Below are 13855 nucleotides of genomic sequence, written 5' to 3' on the forward strand. Positions count from 1 at the left end.
GTGAAAGTGACTCTAGCACGATTATGTGGCGGCCGGCCCTTTCGTTCAGTGTCGGTCATTGAGGTTTGAGAACGTCAAGTCTGAGAGGATCACCTAGAATCTCCATGTGGCCTACGAACGAAAACCTGGCGAACCACTAACTGTTGAGTTCGTTCCCGCTGCGACAGTCGAACCGTTAGTTTCTGTCAAAGAGTCTGACTCGCTCGCACTTGCCCGCACGCAAATGGAACTGCATGATTTCTCACAACTTCCCGTCCTTCGGGGTCCGAAAGCCGTAGGCGTCGTGAGTTGGGAAAGCATCGGCCGCACACTTGTGCGCAACCCGGATGCGACGCTTAAAGATTGCTTGGATGAGTCCTGGCAAACAGTACGTCTTACCGATGAGTTACTGCCGATCATTCCCCGAGTAAACGAGCACGGATACGTTGTTGTCCTTGACGAACGTGACCATGTTCGTGGAATTGTCACAGGTGCAGATCTCGGCGAATTGCTTGCGGGAGTTGCGGGGCCTTTTCTTGAGTTTGAAACCATCGAGAATGTACTACGTGAAATTGTCACGAAGTTGAAAATCGCGAACTTGCTCAGTGTAGACACCATCAAGGCAGTGCTCCCGAAGAGCGACAAACCAGCCGATCGCATTGCTCAGGACTTCACATTCGGTGAACTCCGACAGATCATTTGCAGCGAGAAGGTCTGGCCTGCCTTGCAGAGCAGTTACGACCGTGAAGCAATACTGGTGCACCTAGATGATGCTGTTCGCACCCGAAACCTTCTCATGCACTTTCGCACCCTCACAGAAATGGACAATGACGCCATCTCGCGACTACCAAGCCTGAGAAAAGTGATGGTCGAGGTGCGAGACGGGTTGGAGAACAACTGAATTACTGGCATAGCCGCCTTGTAATCAGCCCGGCCTCATAATGTCGGCGGCTCGGCATAGCATCATCGCGTGCCTGCCCCAATATCCATTGCTCTGATAGACGCTGAAAGCTTCTACGCGAGCTGCGAAGCTGCATTCGACCCGAAACTTCGCGGCCGACCTATCGTGGTGCTCTCGAACAACGACGGTTGCGTCGTTGCGGCCAACTCGATAGCGAAGCAGATCGACCCTGGCATCATGTTCAAGCCCTACTTCCAGATCAAGGCCTGGGCGCAAACGATGGGTGTCGCAGTGCGGTCATCGAACTACGAGCTGTACGGAGCCGTGTCGAACAGGATCGCCAACCCTCGCATGTTGCAGTGAATGCAACTGTCCGTGCTTGCAATCGATACCTATTCGGCTCCTTCGGTGTCGAAGTGTTCCGACCATAACAGCGTGATCTCGCGGATGCGGAGATCTGGGTTGACACAGTGATGCACTGTCCCATACTTTGTTGCATCTAATGCAAGATTTTGAGGCTTCTCCAGCGGCGCTTCGGCTGATCACGTCAGCATCGAACGTCGCACTGGCGAACCCGGAAGCGCAGGTTTTCAGTGCGATGATCGATGGTTGGCGGAACCAGCAGCTGTCGCGCGGGCTCCGTGAGCAGACGATCCGGAACCGGACGGCGACGGTGACACGGTTCCGTGATTTCGTGGACAAACCGCCTTGGAGGTGGACTGTCGCGGATGTGGATGAGTTCACTGCTCAGTCTGGCGGTCGCACTCGGACGTTGTCGACGATGCGCGCCAACCATGGGTCTATCCGTGGGTTCTGTGACTACCTCACGAACCCGTTGTACGACTGGATGGAGATCTGCGATCGCGAGTTTGGGGAGGTCCCTTCGCAGGTGTGCCTGCCGTGGAACACGGTGGCGCACCGGTTCGAGTTCGAAGGCGATGGGAAGCGTCGCCCGTTCACGTACGACGAGATCGAGCGCCTGTTCGATACGGCCGACGCCCGCGTCGAGCTGCTCGTGAGTTCCGGGCGAAAGGGTGCGCTCGGCGCGTTGCGGGATGCCCAGTTGCTGAAGACGGTCTACGCGTTCGGTCTGCGCCGCACTGAGGCGGTGATGCTCGATACCGTCGATTTGCACCACAACGCGAAGATGCGCCAGTGGGGCCGCTACGGCGCGGTCCACGTGCGATGGGCGAAGGCGGCGGGCGGTGGCGCGCCACGACGTCGCACGGTGCTGCTGGTGCCGGAATTCGACTGGTGGGTCCCCGGCATGCAGCAATGGCTCGAGCAGGCCCGGGCCCGTTTCGCGCCCGGAGACGACCTCGACGCGCTCTGGGTGACCGAGCGCCGCACGCGTCTGTCTGCTGGGTATCTCGATCGGAGGTTCGCAGAGTTGCGTGATGAAGCCGGCCTGTCGAAGGACCTGACGTTGCACAGCCTCCGGCACTCCTATGTCACGCACCTTCTGGAGTTCGGGTACGCCGATCGATTCGTCCAAGAGCAGGTCGGGCATATGCATGCCTCGACGACCTCGATCTACGCCTCCGTCAGCTCGGACTACAAGAACCGTGTGCTCGCCGAAGCGCTGAAGGCCCTCATCGAAGGAGAAGCTGATGACCGTTGAGCTCGACACAGGCTGGAATCTGCGCAGCGTGATGGCGTCGCGCGGGATCTTCCAGACCTCCAAGCTGAAGCCCCTGCTCGAAGAGCGCGGCATCGACCTGTCCCGGGAGCAGGTGTATCGGCTGGTGACTCAGCCGCCACAGCGGGTGCGTCTCGACGTGTTGGCGGCGTTGTGCGATGCGCTGGAGTGCTCGCTCGACGATCTCGTGACGATCACTCGCCGGGAGGTCACGGCCCCGGTGGCGGTGGGTGAGGAGGCGACACGGGGGTCGATCGGTGATCTCCGTCCTGTTCGCGCGGCGATTCGTCGGCCGCGTACGAAGTAGCCGCGGTGGCCAAGCCTCCGCAGCTGCCGCGAGTCGCGGAAGTCGTCGCTCTCGTCCGCCCTCTCGTTCCCGAGATCTCTCCCGAGCGACTCGCTGAGATCGTGCATTCGGTCGCGCCAGTACCCCTCACGCAGCGGCTTCTTGAGCTCGCGCTGATCAAGCAGCCCGGAGTCCTGGAGGGGCAGCATGCGAACGTCCCGGTGACCGTTCAGGATCTGGCCCGTGTGTTGGTCGAAGAAGGGGCAAGCCGGGTGGTGCTGCCGACGTGCGAGTCCTGCGGACGTGCGGTGAGAATGCCCCACAAGACGCCGAGCGGTGGTCGGCACTGTTCCCGATGCGAGCGGAACGCCCGGTCCGTCTCGTGCGCGTCCTGTGGCCGGGTCCGGCCCGTGCAGCGCACGATCGACGGACAGCGCTTCTGCCGTGACTGTTGGCGAGCCGACCCTCGATCGTTCGGCGACTGCTCGCGATGCGGTCAGCATGCGACCATCATCGTCCGCCGCCCGCAACTCGTCTGTCTGGCCTGTTACACCGCACCGATCAAGACCTGTGGTCTCTGCGGAGAACCTGGCCGCGTCGCCTCCCACCTCGACGGACGACGAGTATGCGCGCGCTGCTACTACGCGATGCGCAGACCACAACCTTGTCCCGAGTGCGCGCGCAGGGTGTTCCTGACGGGCTTCATGAACGGTCAGAAGGTCTGCGCTGATTGCGCGGGCGCTCCGATCACGATGGCCTGTCCCGGATGCGGCTCGATTGAGGAGATTCGCAAACATCACCTCTGCGTCGAGTGCCGCCGGCCAGTCGCGATCCAACAGCTTCTCGCCGACGATGCGGGAGAGATCCGCGCGGACCTCCACCCCCTTGCTGACTATCTGCTCACGCACCATGGCAAAGCGGCGTCGCTTGAACGCTGGCTACACAAGAGCAAGTGCGCGATGGTGCTCCGCGAGCTCGCGGACGGGACCCTGCCACTCACCGCCGAGGCGATCATCACCCGAGCCCGCTCGGGACAGTCGGTCGCGTTCCTCCTCTCACTGCTGGTCCGTTCCGGCGTGCTGCCGGAGCTTGACGTCGAGAGCACGCGTTTCGACCACTGGCTCAACGGCTGGCTCGATGACATCGAGGATCCTGAAGACCGGCTGATACTGCGCCGCTACTGCACCTGGGAGCTCCTCCGTTCCGCTCGGACCCTGCGCAGCGCGTCCAGCCCTGCTTCCGGCTTCCTGAGGCAACGGGCTGCGCTGAAGTACTGCGCCGCGTTCCTTCGAGAGATCCGGTCGCAGCAGGAGACGTTGGCGACCTTCCCGCAGCGCCGACTTGACGCGTATCTGACCGATTCGCCGAGCCAACGCGACGCGCTGGCACCATTCACTCGCTGGCTGCGAAAGCACCGGCTGAGCACCGTTCGGGTCGAGTTCCGATCCCATCGTCTCGAAGGCCGAGACTACGCCTCCGACCACCGATGGCAAATGGCCCGCAGGTTCCTCTCCGCTGCCGACATGGACCCGAAGACCCGAGCCGCGGGCCTCCTCGTGCTGCTCTACGGGATCCAGCTGACCCGCATCGTCACGATCACACGGGCACAGGTCGATACGAACTCGCGGCCCGTAACGCTCACCGTCGGGGCCGAGCCGATCGAACTCCCTGAAATCCTCGGGAATGCGATGGTCAACCTCGTCGCCGCATCCGCGAGGCATCCCGAGGGATGGCTCTTCCCCGGTCGGAACCCTGGCAAACACCTCACCCCAGGCCCGCTGAGCCGCCGTCTTCGCGCCGAAGGCCTGCTCACCGGAAGCGCCCGCACAACAGCGCTCATCGAGCTCACCCGGCAAATGCATCCCCGGATCGTCTCGGATCTCCTCGGCATCACGACCGCGTCCGCTGCCGCATGGTCGCGTCTCGCCGGCGGTGAGTGGTCCGACTATCCGGCACTCCGTTCCACCCATGCCTGACCGAGCATCACACCTCGGAGCCTTGGCCCGATATCGCTACACGCAGCTGGTCGACGGTTGGCGACCCGGCGAGCCCCGCTGGGGTGCGGAACACCCTGCAGGCGAGCCCGACAGTGGCGTGCTCGTCAGCGAAGGGGTCCACACCGTCGACGAGCACGGTCGGGGACCCGTGGAACCCAAGTCGCACCGCGTCCTCAGCGGTCTCGACTCGCTGATGCGTGATCCGGACATCTGATCGGCCATCGACGACCTGAGCGAGCCGCTGGTCGAGCGCCTCCCAGTTGGGGCAGCCGTCGAAGTACTGCAGGGTGATCTCCATGGTTGGTCCTCTCAGTTCTCGGCGCTGCGGAGCATCAGGAGCGCTCCGGCGATCGCGGCGATGACGATGACGATGTCGGCGACGTTCCCGATGAACCAGTTGCCGTAGGCGAGGAAGTCCACGACGTGCCCCTGCGCGAATCCTGGTTGGCGGAAAAGCCGGTCGCCGGCGTGCGAGGCTGCGGCCCCGCCGAGCGCACCGATCACGATCGCCCATCCGGGGCGTCGGACTCGGAAGGCGAACACGATCGCGGTGACCGTGGCCGCGACGGCGATGAGAGCGAACACCCGGGTGGAGCCCTCGCCGAAGGAGAATGCCGCGCCGGGGTTGTAGGCGAGTTGCAGGCCGAGCAGGTCGCCGATCAGCGGGATGCGCTCGTGCTCCGACAGAGTGGCCTCGGCCCATGCCTTCGTCCCCTGATCGATGAAGACGACGACCACGGCGATCAGGAGTGCCCAGGCAGTGAGCCGCCAGCGCCCCCTCTGCGGCCGCTGTTCCGATGCCGACTCAACGTCTGCGTTCGTGTCCGGAGTCATGCGAGGACCTCGAAGAGACGGACGATGACGCCGGACTCGATCAGGATGAACAGGCCCAGGCCGATGAACACGACCGGGACGAGCCAGTGCTCGACGCGCTCGAGCGTCTCGGTGACCGCCTTGTGCGTGCCGATCAGGCGTCCGGCGGCACACCAGACGGCGACGAGGATCAGGAACACGACGATCATGATCACGACGTCGCCGGGAGTGCTGGTGCGGAAGATCGGCGTGTAGAGGGAGATGTTGTCCGCCCCGTTGGCGATCGTGATCCCCGCGACGCCCCACAGGCCTACTGCGCTGATCTTGTCGTCGTCGTCGTCATCATCGTCGCCGTTGCGGCGCAGGCCGCGCACTAGGGTCCAGATGCCGATGCCGAGCGGGATGAGACCGAGGAAGCCCACCCATTCGTCCGGGACGATCGTGAGACCGAGCGCGGCGATCACGCTGATCACGACGAGGGTGATGAACCCGAGATACTGGCCAGCAATGATCTGCCACGGCCGTGGCTTCCCCCGGCTGGAGGCAAGGAACAGTACCGTGAGCACGACGATGTCGTCGATGTTGGTCGCAGCGAACAGGCCGATCGCTGAGCCGATGGTCGCGAGCATCAGCTCGCCAACCGTGGTGTGCGGGTGCGTGCGGCGCGCAGGCCGTTGAGGATCACGATGACCTCCGCGACCTCGTGGACCAGGACGACAGCCGCAAGTCCCAGCACACCGAACAGCGCCAGCGGGAGCAGTGCGGTGATGATCAGCAGCGACAGGATGATGTTCTGGTTGATGATCCGCCGGCCCCGCCGGGCGTGCTCGAACGCCCGCGGGATGAGACGCAGGTCATGGCCGGTGAAGGCCACGTCCGCGGACTCGATCGCTGCATCGGAGCCGGTCGCCCCCATCGCGATGCCGATGTCCGCGGACGCCAGGGCCGGGGCGTCGTTGATGCCGTCGCCGATCATCGCGACCGATCCCGCCTTCGACAACTCGCCGATCGCGGCCGCCTTGTCCTCGGGACGCAGCTCCGCGCGCACGTCACCGATCCCCGCCTGCGCAGCCAGCGCACGAGCAGTGCGGGCGTTGTCCCCGGTGAGCATCGTCACGCCGATACCCTGATCCGCGAGCGTGCGGACGACTTCGGGGACTTCGGGGCGCAGCTCGTCGCGGACACCGATCGCGGCGACCGCCACTCCACCGCGGTGGACGATCACGACGGTCATGCCCTGTTCCTCAAGAAGCGCGACCCGGTCGCCGAGCTCGCCGGCGTCGAGCCAGCGGGGGCTGCCGACCGTGATACGAGCGCCATCGACGGTGCCTTCGATGCCGTGCCCGGCCTGCTCGGTCACGTCCGCGGCCGCGGGAACGCCCGGGGCGGCGGCGGTGATCGCGGAGGCGAGGGGGTGCGTGCTGTGCTGCTCCAGCGCCGCCGCCCAGGCCAGTGCCTGCGTCTCGGTCACGCCGTCCGCGGTGAGGACGACGGTGACCGCGGGCTCGTTGCGGGTGAGGGTGCCGGTCTTGTCGACCGCGACGTGCCGGACCGTTCCGAAGCGCTCGAACACCGCGCCGGATTTGATGATCACGCCGAACTTGCTCGCCGCGCCGATCGCGGCGACGACCGTCAGCGGCACAGAGATCGCCAGCGCGCACGGAGAGGCGGCGACCAGCACGACGAGCGCGCGGGTGATCCATACCTCCGGGTCGCCCAGCAGCGACCCGATGATCGCGACGAGGGCGGCGAGGATCAGCACACCCGGGACCAGCGGCCGCGCGATCCGGTCGGCGAGACGCGCCCGCTCGCCCTTCTCGGTCTGCGCCTGCTCCACCAGCTCGACGATCGTGGTGAGCGAGTTGTCGGTGCCCGCCGCGGTCGTCTCGACCTCCAGCGCGCCGGCGCTGTTGATCGCGCCGGCCGACACCGCAGCGCCGGGCTCGACCTCAACCGGGATCGACTCTCCGGTGATCGCCGAGGTGTCCAGGCTGGAACGCCCCGCCCGGACGATCCCGTCGGTCGCGATCCGCTCACCCGGACGGACCACCATGACCTGGCCGACCGTCAGCTCTTTCGCCTGAACCTGCACGGACCCCCCGTCGCGCAGCACTGTCGCCGTCTCCGGCACGAGCTTCAGCAGCGCCCGCAGTCCGCCACGGGCGCGGTCCATCGCCTTGTCCTCGAGGGCCTCTGCGATTGAGTACAGGAACGCCAGCGCCGCGGCCTCTTCGACGTAGCCGAGGATGACCGCGCCGATCGCGCTGATCGTCATCAGCAGCCCGATGCCGAGTTTGCCCTTGAACAGCTTGCGAATCGCGCCGGGCGTGAACGTCGACGCGCCCAGCAACAGGCCGGCCCAGAACAGCATGAGCGCCGGGATCTCGAGAACGGACCACTCGAAGACCAGACCTGTCAGGAACGCGACACCGGAGAAGACCGGCACCATGATCCCGCGGTCCTTCCACCAGGGCCGCTCCACCTCTTCGGGCTCATCCGCCGCAACGGCAGGCTCGTGCTCGCAGCCACACGCCGCACTCACGCGTCCGCCCCTGTACCGCAGCAGCCCGGCACCGTGCACGCTGAGTCCACGCAAGGTGCGTGCTCATCTACAGCCAGCGTCACATCCACGAGCGCGACGAGCGCAGCAGCAAGATGCGGGTCAGCGATCTCGTAGCGAGTCTGGCGGCCCTCAGGCTCAGCGACCACGATCCCGCAGTCTCGCAGACAAGTGAGGTGGTTCGACACGTTCGAGCGAGTTAGGTCGAGCTCACGTGAGAGCACCGCCGGGTAGCTCGGTCCCCCGAGCAACGTCATCAGGATCCGAGAGCGCGTCGGGTCGGCCATGGCCCGGCCAAGCCGGTTCATGACGTCGAGACGCGAAGCAATAGTCAGCATGCACTGAACTATACAGCACCGGCTGATCAATCAGCGCTCCACCAACAAGCGGCACAGCTACCGATTGCTCGTGAATACGCGACTCAGCAACAATCGGTGCTACCAGTAGAGATCATCTCGCGCTACTCCGCTTGGCAAGAGGTGTACTCGATCGACGAATCATTCGTCGGGCTCCGAGGAAAACCAGCCGAGCTGGAGCGGGTCGGCACTGAGATTCGCCAGACGGTTCATCGGTTCACAGGGGTGCCGGTGCGCATCGCAATGGGACCAACCAAGTCCCTTGCGAAGGTTGCCGCCATAGGTATCAAGAAGACACCCGCGATGAACGGAGTGCTGCACGTCGGGCGATATGGCGAAGAGCAAATGAGCCGGATCCTCGAATCCATCCCCGTCACTGACCTTTGGGGAGTCGCAGGGCGCAGCAGAAAAAAGCTAGCAGCGATGAACGTGCACAGCGCAAGAGACCTGCGAGATCTTGACCCAAAATGGGCCAGGAAGAAGTTCAACGTGAATATGGAGCGCATCGTGCTCGAACTACGCGGCATTCCATGCGTTCCGCTCGAACTGATCCCACCGACAACCAAAGACCAACTGATCTTCTCGCGCAGTTTCTCGAAGAAGATCGCCGACGACCGTGAGATGGAGCAGGTGATCTCGCTGTACGCGCAGCGAGTATCGGCGAGGCTACGTGCACAGGGTTCACTCGCCGGGCTTTTGTCTGCCTGGGCAATGACTGGCTGGGCAGATACCGGCACCGTTGCCCACAGCGCTCAAGTTTCCGTAGGGCTCTCCGCACCAACTGACGACCCGATCACACTCACCAAGGCTGCACGAGCACTGATGCCGAAACTTTTTCCAACCGAGGGCATCAGGTACGCCCGTGCAGGTGTTGTGCTCACTGACCTGCGTCAGGCTGACGGTGTGCAACCGCTCGACCTCTTCAGGCCAGAGTTCGAGGGGCGCGGCGTCGGGCAAGCCCTCGACGCGATCAATCGCAAGTTCGCAACCACCGCGGTTGGCGTCGGACGTGGCGGCATGAAGGCCCCTCCCGGTTGGGAGATGAAACGCGAGTTACTATCTCGCCGATGTCTCACCAACTGGGACGAGCTACTCGTCGCCGCGGCATAGTTCAGCGCGAGGACGGTTGCTGGCTTCGGGCTCAGGCTCCGACAAGTTGCTTGTTCGCGTGCACGGCAGACGATTCTGCAGCAGACCTCTGGCGCCGCCGCTCGTGAACGCGAACCCGCGCGAGGAGCCCCATGCAGACGATGCCGTTCGCTACAAACTTCAACGCGTTCCAGATGCACACAAGGAAGATGACATAGAGCCACTTCGATGCGCCACCGTCAACGAGAGTCGCGACGTAGGTTGCAGCGAACAAGTAGGGCACCGACAGAAGCATCGCCGGTGCGGCCCACTTGAGGCCGCTGCGAGTGCGGAGCGCGGTGATCGCAATATTGCTAGGCATGAAGCGTCGCATGAAGCTGCGAACGTAGATGCTGACGATCCAGATCAGGCGAAACATGGTGACAGTCCTCTCCAAGTCGAGGGCGACAGGAGGAAGAAAAACTGTTCAGCCAAGGCCGTTGAGTTGTGTCACCGCTCGAAGCGATGACGTAGCAGGTAGAGGCCGCCTAACCCCAGGGTACGCTTGCTTCTGAAGGAACGGAAGCGGAATGCTCCGGTTTGGGTAGTTCAATCAGCCGAAGGCGCGTGTCGCCCGTGCGTCGCGGCATGCTTAGACGAGTCCGATGGCTCTCAGTTGTCCTAGCACGTGTCTCGCGCCGTACACACCGCAAACCCAACTCAATCACTCCTGACGGACCGACGATGATCGGGTACACTCGAAAGAGGCGAAACGCCTACTTCCCAGTCCACACTAGGGAACCCGAGACAATCCAAGATTTTCGGAAAAACCCGCTCTGACCAGGGATTTTCCAAGGGGTCGCAGGTTCAAATCCTGTCAGCCCGACCGAAAAGCCCAGGTGGGAGCATGTTTCTCACCTGGGCTTCGTCGGTTCTGGATGTGATCACTCGCTTGTCCACTTGCTCGATCTGCTCGATCCTTGCGCTGACTAAGTGGACCAATCCACTTCGGGCTCGTCGCCCGTGGGTGTGCCGATAGGTGCCCATGAGGTGGACTAAGAATCCGAGCAGGCCGCTGCTCCGGCCCCTTCTGGAAAGGTCGGAGCGGCTGTTCAGCGGTGGTCATAGGTGGGGTCCGTTGTTGCGGTCGCTGCGAAGAGGAACTGGTCGGCCTGTCTGCCGGTCTCCGCGAGGTGCCGGTGGTGGTCGGAGCTGCATTGCTTCGCACGACGCTCGTTGCTGTTCAGTGAGCGTCCAGGGGGTGCCGTACCTCGCTTTCTCGCATGCGCCCAGCCATCAGCGCGATGAGCGCCAGAACTGGTGGGATGACTCCTGCGATCACGAAGATCGTGGGGATGGGTACGAGGAGCGAAAGAGGGCCGGCTATAGCGATCGAGACCGGCATGAACGCGATCGAGACGAAGAAGTCGAGGCTCGCGACTCGGCCGATCATGTCGAGCGGCACGAGTCGCTGAAGCAGCGTCCCCCAGACAACGACCCCGGCTCCCGTCGTTGCGCCGACAAGGAACAGCGCTCCGAGCATCAGGATCAGGTTGTTGGCGACGCCGATAACCACGAGAGGAAGCGTGCCCCCGCCCCAGCAGACGATCATGAACGTGAGGTAGCGACGCGGGAGTTTCAGCGACGACACGACGAGCGAGCCGACCGCCCCGCCGATCCCGTATGCAGCGAGGAGGAATCCGAAAGTCGCTTCGGCGTCCTCGAATCGGTCGCGGGTAAGGAAGGGCAGGAGCACCTCGATCGGACCCTGGATGATGAGCGCGAGTGAGGAACCGAAAATCAGCGTCCAGAGCAGCCAGCGCGTGCGCGACACGTAACTTACTCCCGCACGGAGGTCTCCCCAGATGCTCGTACGCTCCTCGGGCGATGTGCCGCGAACTGGTTCGTCGCGGTGGCTGAGGAACAGAGTGATGACGAATGCAACCAAGTACGAACCCGCGACGATTGCCGCCCCGATGGCAGGGAAGAAAAGACCGACGACGATTCCCCCGAGAGCGGGGCCGAGCCCTTGACCCATCGATGGGCGTAGTGCGCCCTCGAGTCCATTCGCAGCAAGGAGTTGTTCTGCCGGAAGTACCTCTGGCAAGTACGCGCTGTGCGCCGGATAGAAAAACGCGCTTCCGGCGCCCATCGCGAACGAGGCGACGCCGACATGCCACAGCTCGATCGTTCCGGTGAGCGATAGAACGGCCACCATACCCATAACGACGGCGGTGCAGCCCTGAACGGTGATGATGATTCGGCGTTTGGAGAATCTATCCGCGACCACGCCGCCGAGAATCGAGAACGCGAACAGGCCGAGACTCATGCCTGTTGCGACCGCGGAGAGCGCAAGAGGACTGTCATCAAGCGCGAGCACTTGAAAGACCATGACGATCGTCCACATACCCGTTCCGAAAACCTCGATGCCCACCGCAGCGAACAGAAGGCGGTAGTCCCGAGTCGCCAGAGGCCGCAAGGCAGGCATCCGGTCGAACTTCTTCTCGCTCATACGAGTGCCTCGCGATCGACCGACGCCGTCAGTTGAAGACTCGGCCAATCCTCCACGTCACGGAGGAGCTGCCGATCATGCGTCGAGAGAACGACGGCCGCCTGAGTTGCGCCGAGAGCCTCGGTGAGTTCATCAACGAGCGCAATGGAGAGATGATTGGTGGGTTCATCCAACAGCAGCACGTGGGGACGTGTCGCGAGCACGAGGGCCAGATCAAGTCGGCGCTGTTGCCCCATCGACAGCTCTCCCACGCGCTTGCCCGCCTCACGCGGACGCAGGAGACCGAGTTGTGAGAGGCCGATGGCTTCCGAGGATTCCATGACGCCTGCGGCGATGAGTTCGCCGACGTGCGCGGCATATAGCTCGCTGACCCTCCGGTCCTCTGGCAGGGCGGTTTCCTGGCGGAGGTAGCCCAGCCGCGTTCCACGAGGACACCGAGCAGTTCCGGTGTCCGGACTCAGATCGCCAGCGGCGATGCTCAGCAGCGTCGACTTGCCGACGCCGTTCGGTCCGGTCACCACGAGGCGGCCACGGTGTGAGAGCGAGAACGAAACCGGCTCGGTCAGCCGCCCCGCGACACTGACGTTGTCAACATCAATGAGGACGGCCCCGGTCCTTGTCGGAAGGTCGGGGAACCGGAAGAGCTGCGGTGGTTCGGGGACCGTAATGGCGTGAGCTTCGAGGACTTCCTGGCGCCGGTGCACGTTCTGCACGAGCCCGCCGGCGCGGGTTGCGCGGCCGTGCTTATTGGTGCCCTTTTCCGGACGCCATCCCGAGACGAGCCTGTTCTGTGCGGCGCTAAGGCTCTCCTGCAGGCGGGCATGCTCGGCTTGCTGGCGGTCGTAATCCTGCTCCCACCGGACGCGTTCGGCTTGGCGCCCCTCCCTGTATCTGGAGTAACCGCTGCCGTAGATGCGCGGGCGATCATCCAGTGTCGGGTCAAGATCGACAACGGTGTCCGCAATGTCGGACAGCAGGGCTCGATCGTGGCTGACAACGACCACACCGCCGCTGCGACTTCGGAGCTGCGCCGTCAAGAAATCGAGTCCGCTGCGATCAATATGGTTGGTGGGCTCGTCGAGTAGTAGGAAGTCATGGTCCGCGCCTAAGAGGCAAGCCAAGCGGACCCGATACCTCTGCCCCACAGATAGATCAGCGAGCAACTTAGTCTTGTCGGTCTCCGCCTCAAGGGCTTCGAGCGCTATCTGCACGCGCCGCTCGGCATCCCAGGCATCGAGCGCCTCGGCGAGTTCCAACGAGGCGGCGTACTCCTCTGCGGCTCCATCTATTCCGTTGGCAAGCGCGCGAGCCGCTGCATCGAATGTCGCCAACGCCGCAAGCGGTTCGGCGATTGAGTCCGCCACAGCCTGGCCAACGGTTCTCTCGTCGGCAGCTGTCATCTCCTGTTCGGCGAGACCAAGAGTGCCAATGCGTCGCACAGTTCCGCTATCGGGCGGCAATGTGCCGGCCAGGACGTGCAGGAGGGTGGACTTTCCGCGCCCGTTCTCTCCCACGATCGCGACTCGGGATGAGGGCGTGACGACGAGGTTGACGTAATTAAGCACAGACATCGTGCCCCTCATCACAGAGACGTCGGTGGCAGTGAGCTGCGCGTGATGGCGCGCCGGATGACGGTTGGTAGGGGTGAGCATTCGAATCCTTCGATACGGCGCACCAGAAGCCGAGAGGCAATCGGGTACGCAAATGACGGCGACCCTAGGAAGGGTTAGAACGGGCGGCCGCC

Annotated in this window: 14 protein-coding genes; 6 read left to right on the plus strand and 8 right to left on the minus strand. The window is 63.6% G+C overall.

Going from position 1 to position 13855, the window contains the following annotated elements:
• Window positions 1-106: 106 nt before the first annotated feature.
• The 5 genes from ABFX18_RS00375 (at window position 107) to ABFX18_RS00395 (ending at window position 4781) form a co-directional block, all read left to right on the plus strand.
• Window positions 107-880, plus strand: a complete 774-nt coding sequence (locus ABFX18_RS00375; protein WP_346056931.1) for a CBS domain-containing protein — start codon at window positions 107-109, stop codon at window positions 878-880.
• 69 nt (window positions 881-949) lie between these two features.
• Complete coding sequence (locus tag ABFX18_RS00380) at window positions 950-1243, plus strand: Y-family DNA polymerase (protein ID WP_346056933.1); 294 nt, start codon at window positions 950-952, stop codon at window positions 1241-1243.
• A gap of 547 nt (window positions 1244-1790) precedes the next feature.
• The gene (locus tag ABFX18_RS00385; protein ID WP_346056935.1) at window positions 1791-2501 is read left to right on the plus strand and encodes a tyrosine-type recombinase/integrase; all 711 of its coding nucleotides are present in this window, start codon (window positions 1791-1793) and stop codon (window positions 2499-2501) included.
• Window positions 2491-2826, plus strand: coding sequence for a helix-turn-helix domain-containing protein (locus ABFX18_RS00390; RefSeq protein ID WP_346056937.1), 336 nt, complete (start codon window positions 2491-2493; stop codon window positions 2824-2826). The genes ABFX18_RS00385 and ABFX18_RS00390 overlap by 11 nt, the downstream gene beginning before the upstream one ends.
• A 938-nt stretch (window positions 2827-3764) precedes the next feature.
• The gene (locus tag ABFX18_RS00395) at window positions 3765-4781 is read left to right on the plus strand and encodes a hypothetical protein (protein WP_346056939.1); all 1017 of its coding nucleotides are present in this window, start codon (window positions 3765-3767) and stop codon (window positions 4779-4781) included.
• A gap of 7 nt (window positions 4782-4788) precedes the next feature.
• Here the strand turns inward: ABFX18_RS00395 and ABFX18_RS00400 are convergent, their stop codons facing one another.
• The 5 genes from ABFX18_RS00400 to cmtR are packed head-to-tail and all read right to left on the minus strand — an operon-like array spanning window position 4789 to window position 8513.
• Entirely contained in the window at window positions 4789-5100 is a 312-nt protein-coding gene (locus ABFX18_RS00400; RefSeq protein ID WP_147039248.1) for a thioredoxin family protein, read from the minus strand.
• A gap of 11 nt (window positions 5101-5111) precedes the next feature.
• The gene (locus tag ABFX18_RS00405) at window positions 5112-5636 is read right to left on the minus strand and encodes a signal peptidase II (protein ID WP_346056942.1); all 525 of its coding nucleotides are present in this window, start codon (window positions 5634-5636) and stop codon (window positions 5112-5114) included.
• Window positions 5633-6244: a cadmium resistance transporter gene (locus ABFX18_RS00410; protein ID WP_147039250.1), complete on the minus strand. Its 612-nt coding sequence runs from the start codon at window positions 6242-6244 to the stop codon at window positions 5633-5635. Before ABFX18_RS00410 ends, ABFX18_RS00405 begins: the two co-directional genes overlap by 4 nt.
• The gene (locus ABFX18_RS00415) at window positions 6244-8157 is read right to left on the minus strand and encodes a heavy metal translocating P-type ATPase (protein WP_346056943.1); all 1914 of its coding nucleotides are present in this window, start codon (window positions 8155-8157) and stop codon (window positions 6244-6246) included. The genes ABFX18_RS00410 and ABFX18_RS00415 overlap by 1 nt, the downstream gene beginning before the upstream one ends.
• Window positions 8154-8513, minus strand: a complete 360-nt coding sequence (gene cmtR / locus ABFX18_RS00420) for a Cd(II)/Pb(II)-sensing metalloregulatory transcriptional regulator CmtR (protein ID WP_147039205.1) — start codon at window positions 8511-8513, stop codon at window positions 8154-8156. The genes ABFX18_RS00415 and cmtR overlap by 4 nt, the downstream gene beginning before the upstream one ends.
• 96 nt (window positions 8514-8609) lie before the next feature.
• Here cmtR and ABFX18_RS00425 point away from each other — a divergent pair, with 96 nt between their 5' ends.
• A complete protein-coding gene (locus ABFX18_RS00425) occupies window positions 8610-9641 on the plus strand; it encodes a DinB/UmuC family translesion DNA polymerase (protein ID WP_346056946.1) in 1032 nt (343 codons plus the stop codon).
• 31 nt (window positions 9642-9672) lie between these two features.
• Here the strand turns inward: ABFX18_RS00425 and ABFX18_RS00430 are convergent, their stop codons facing one another.
• The 3 genes from ABFX18_RS00430 to ABFX18_RS00440 all read right to left on the minus strand — a co-directional run bounded on the left by ABFX18_RS00430 (window position 9673) and on the right by ABFX18_RS00440 (window position 13763).
• A complete protein-coding gene (locus ABFX18_RS00430; protein ID WP_346056948.1) occupies window positions 9673-10038 on the minus strand; it encodes a sulfate permease in 366 nt (121 codons plus the stop codon).
• Between the two features lie 804 nt (window positions 10039-10842).
• On the minus strand, window positions 10843-12111 hold the full coding sequence (locus ABFX18_RS00435) for an MFS transporter (RefSeq protein WP_346056950.1): 1269 nt from the start codon (window positions 12109-12111) through the stop codon (window positions 10843-10845).
• Window positions 12108-13763: an ABC-F family ATP-binding cassette domain-containing protein gene (locus tag ABFX18_RS00440; protein ID WP_346056952.1), complete on the minus strand. Its 1656-nt coding sequence runs from the start codon at window positions 13761-13763 to the stop codon at window positions 12108-12110. The genes ABFX18_RS00435 and ABFX18_RS00440 overlap by 4 nt, the downstream gene beginning before the upstream one ends.
• Window positions 13764-13855: the final 92 nt, after the last annotated feature.

It is taken from the genome of Leucobacter alluvii, assembly GCF_039530485.1.
Taxonomy (GTDB): domain Bacteria; phylum Actinomycetota; class Actinomycetes; order Actinomycetales; family Microbacteriaceae; genus Leucobacter; species Leucobacter alluvii.

Excerpts from the sequence above, each read along its gene's own strand:
- ABFX18_RS00400 (WP_147039248.1), bottom strand. The coding sequence starts at position 5,100 with ATGGAGATCACCCTGCAGTACTTCGACGGCTGCCCCAACTGGGAGGCG.
- ABFX18_RS00435 (WP_346056950.1), bottom strand. The coding sequence starts at position 12,111 with ATGAGCGAGAAGAAGTTCGACCGGATGCCTGCCTTGCGGCCTCTGGCG.
- ABFX18_RS00430 (WP_346056948.1), bottom strand. The coding sequence starts at position 10,038 with ATGTTTCGCCTGATCTGGATCGTCAGCATCTACGTTCGCAGCTTCATG.
- ABFX18_RS00410 (WP_147039250.1), bottom strand. The coding sequence starts at position 6,244 with ATGCTCGCGACCATCGGCTCAGCGATCGGCCTGTTCGCTGCGACCAAC.
- ABFX18_RS00395 (WP_346056939.1), top strand. The coding sequence starts at position 3,765 with ATGGTGCTCCGCGAGCTCGCGGACGGGACCCTGCCACTCACCGCCGAG.
- ABFX18_RS00405 (WP_346056942.1), bottom strand. The coding sequence starts at position 5,636 with ATGACTCCGGACACGAACGCAGACGTTGAGTCGGCATCGGAACAGCGG.
- cmtR (WP_147039205.1), bottom strand. The coding sequence starts at position 8,513 with ATGCTGACTATTGCTTCGCGTCTCGACGTCATGAACCGGCTTGGCCGG.
- ABFX18_RS00440 (WP_346056952.1), bottom strand. The coding sequence starts at position 13,763 with ATGCTCACCCCTACCAACCGTCATCCGGCGCGCCATCACGCGCAGCTC.
- ABFX18_RS00390 (WP_346056937.1), top strand. The coding sequence starts at position 2,491 with ATGACCGTTGAGCTCGACACAGGCTGGAATCTGCGCAGCGTGATGGCG.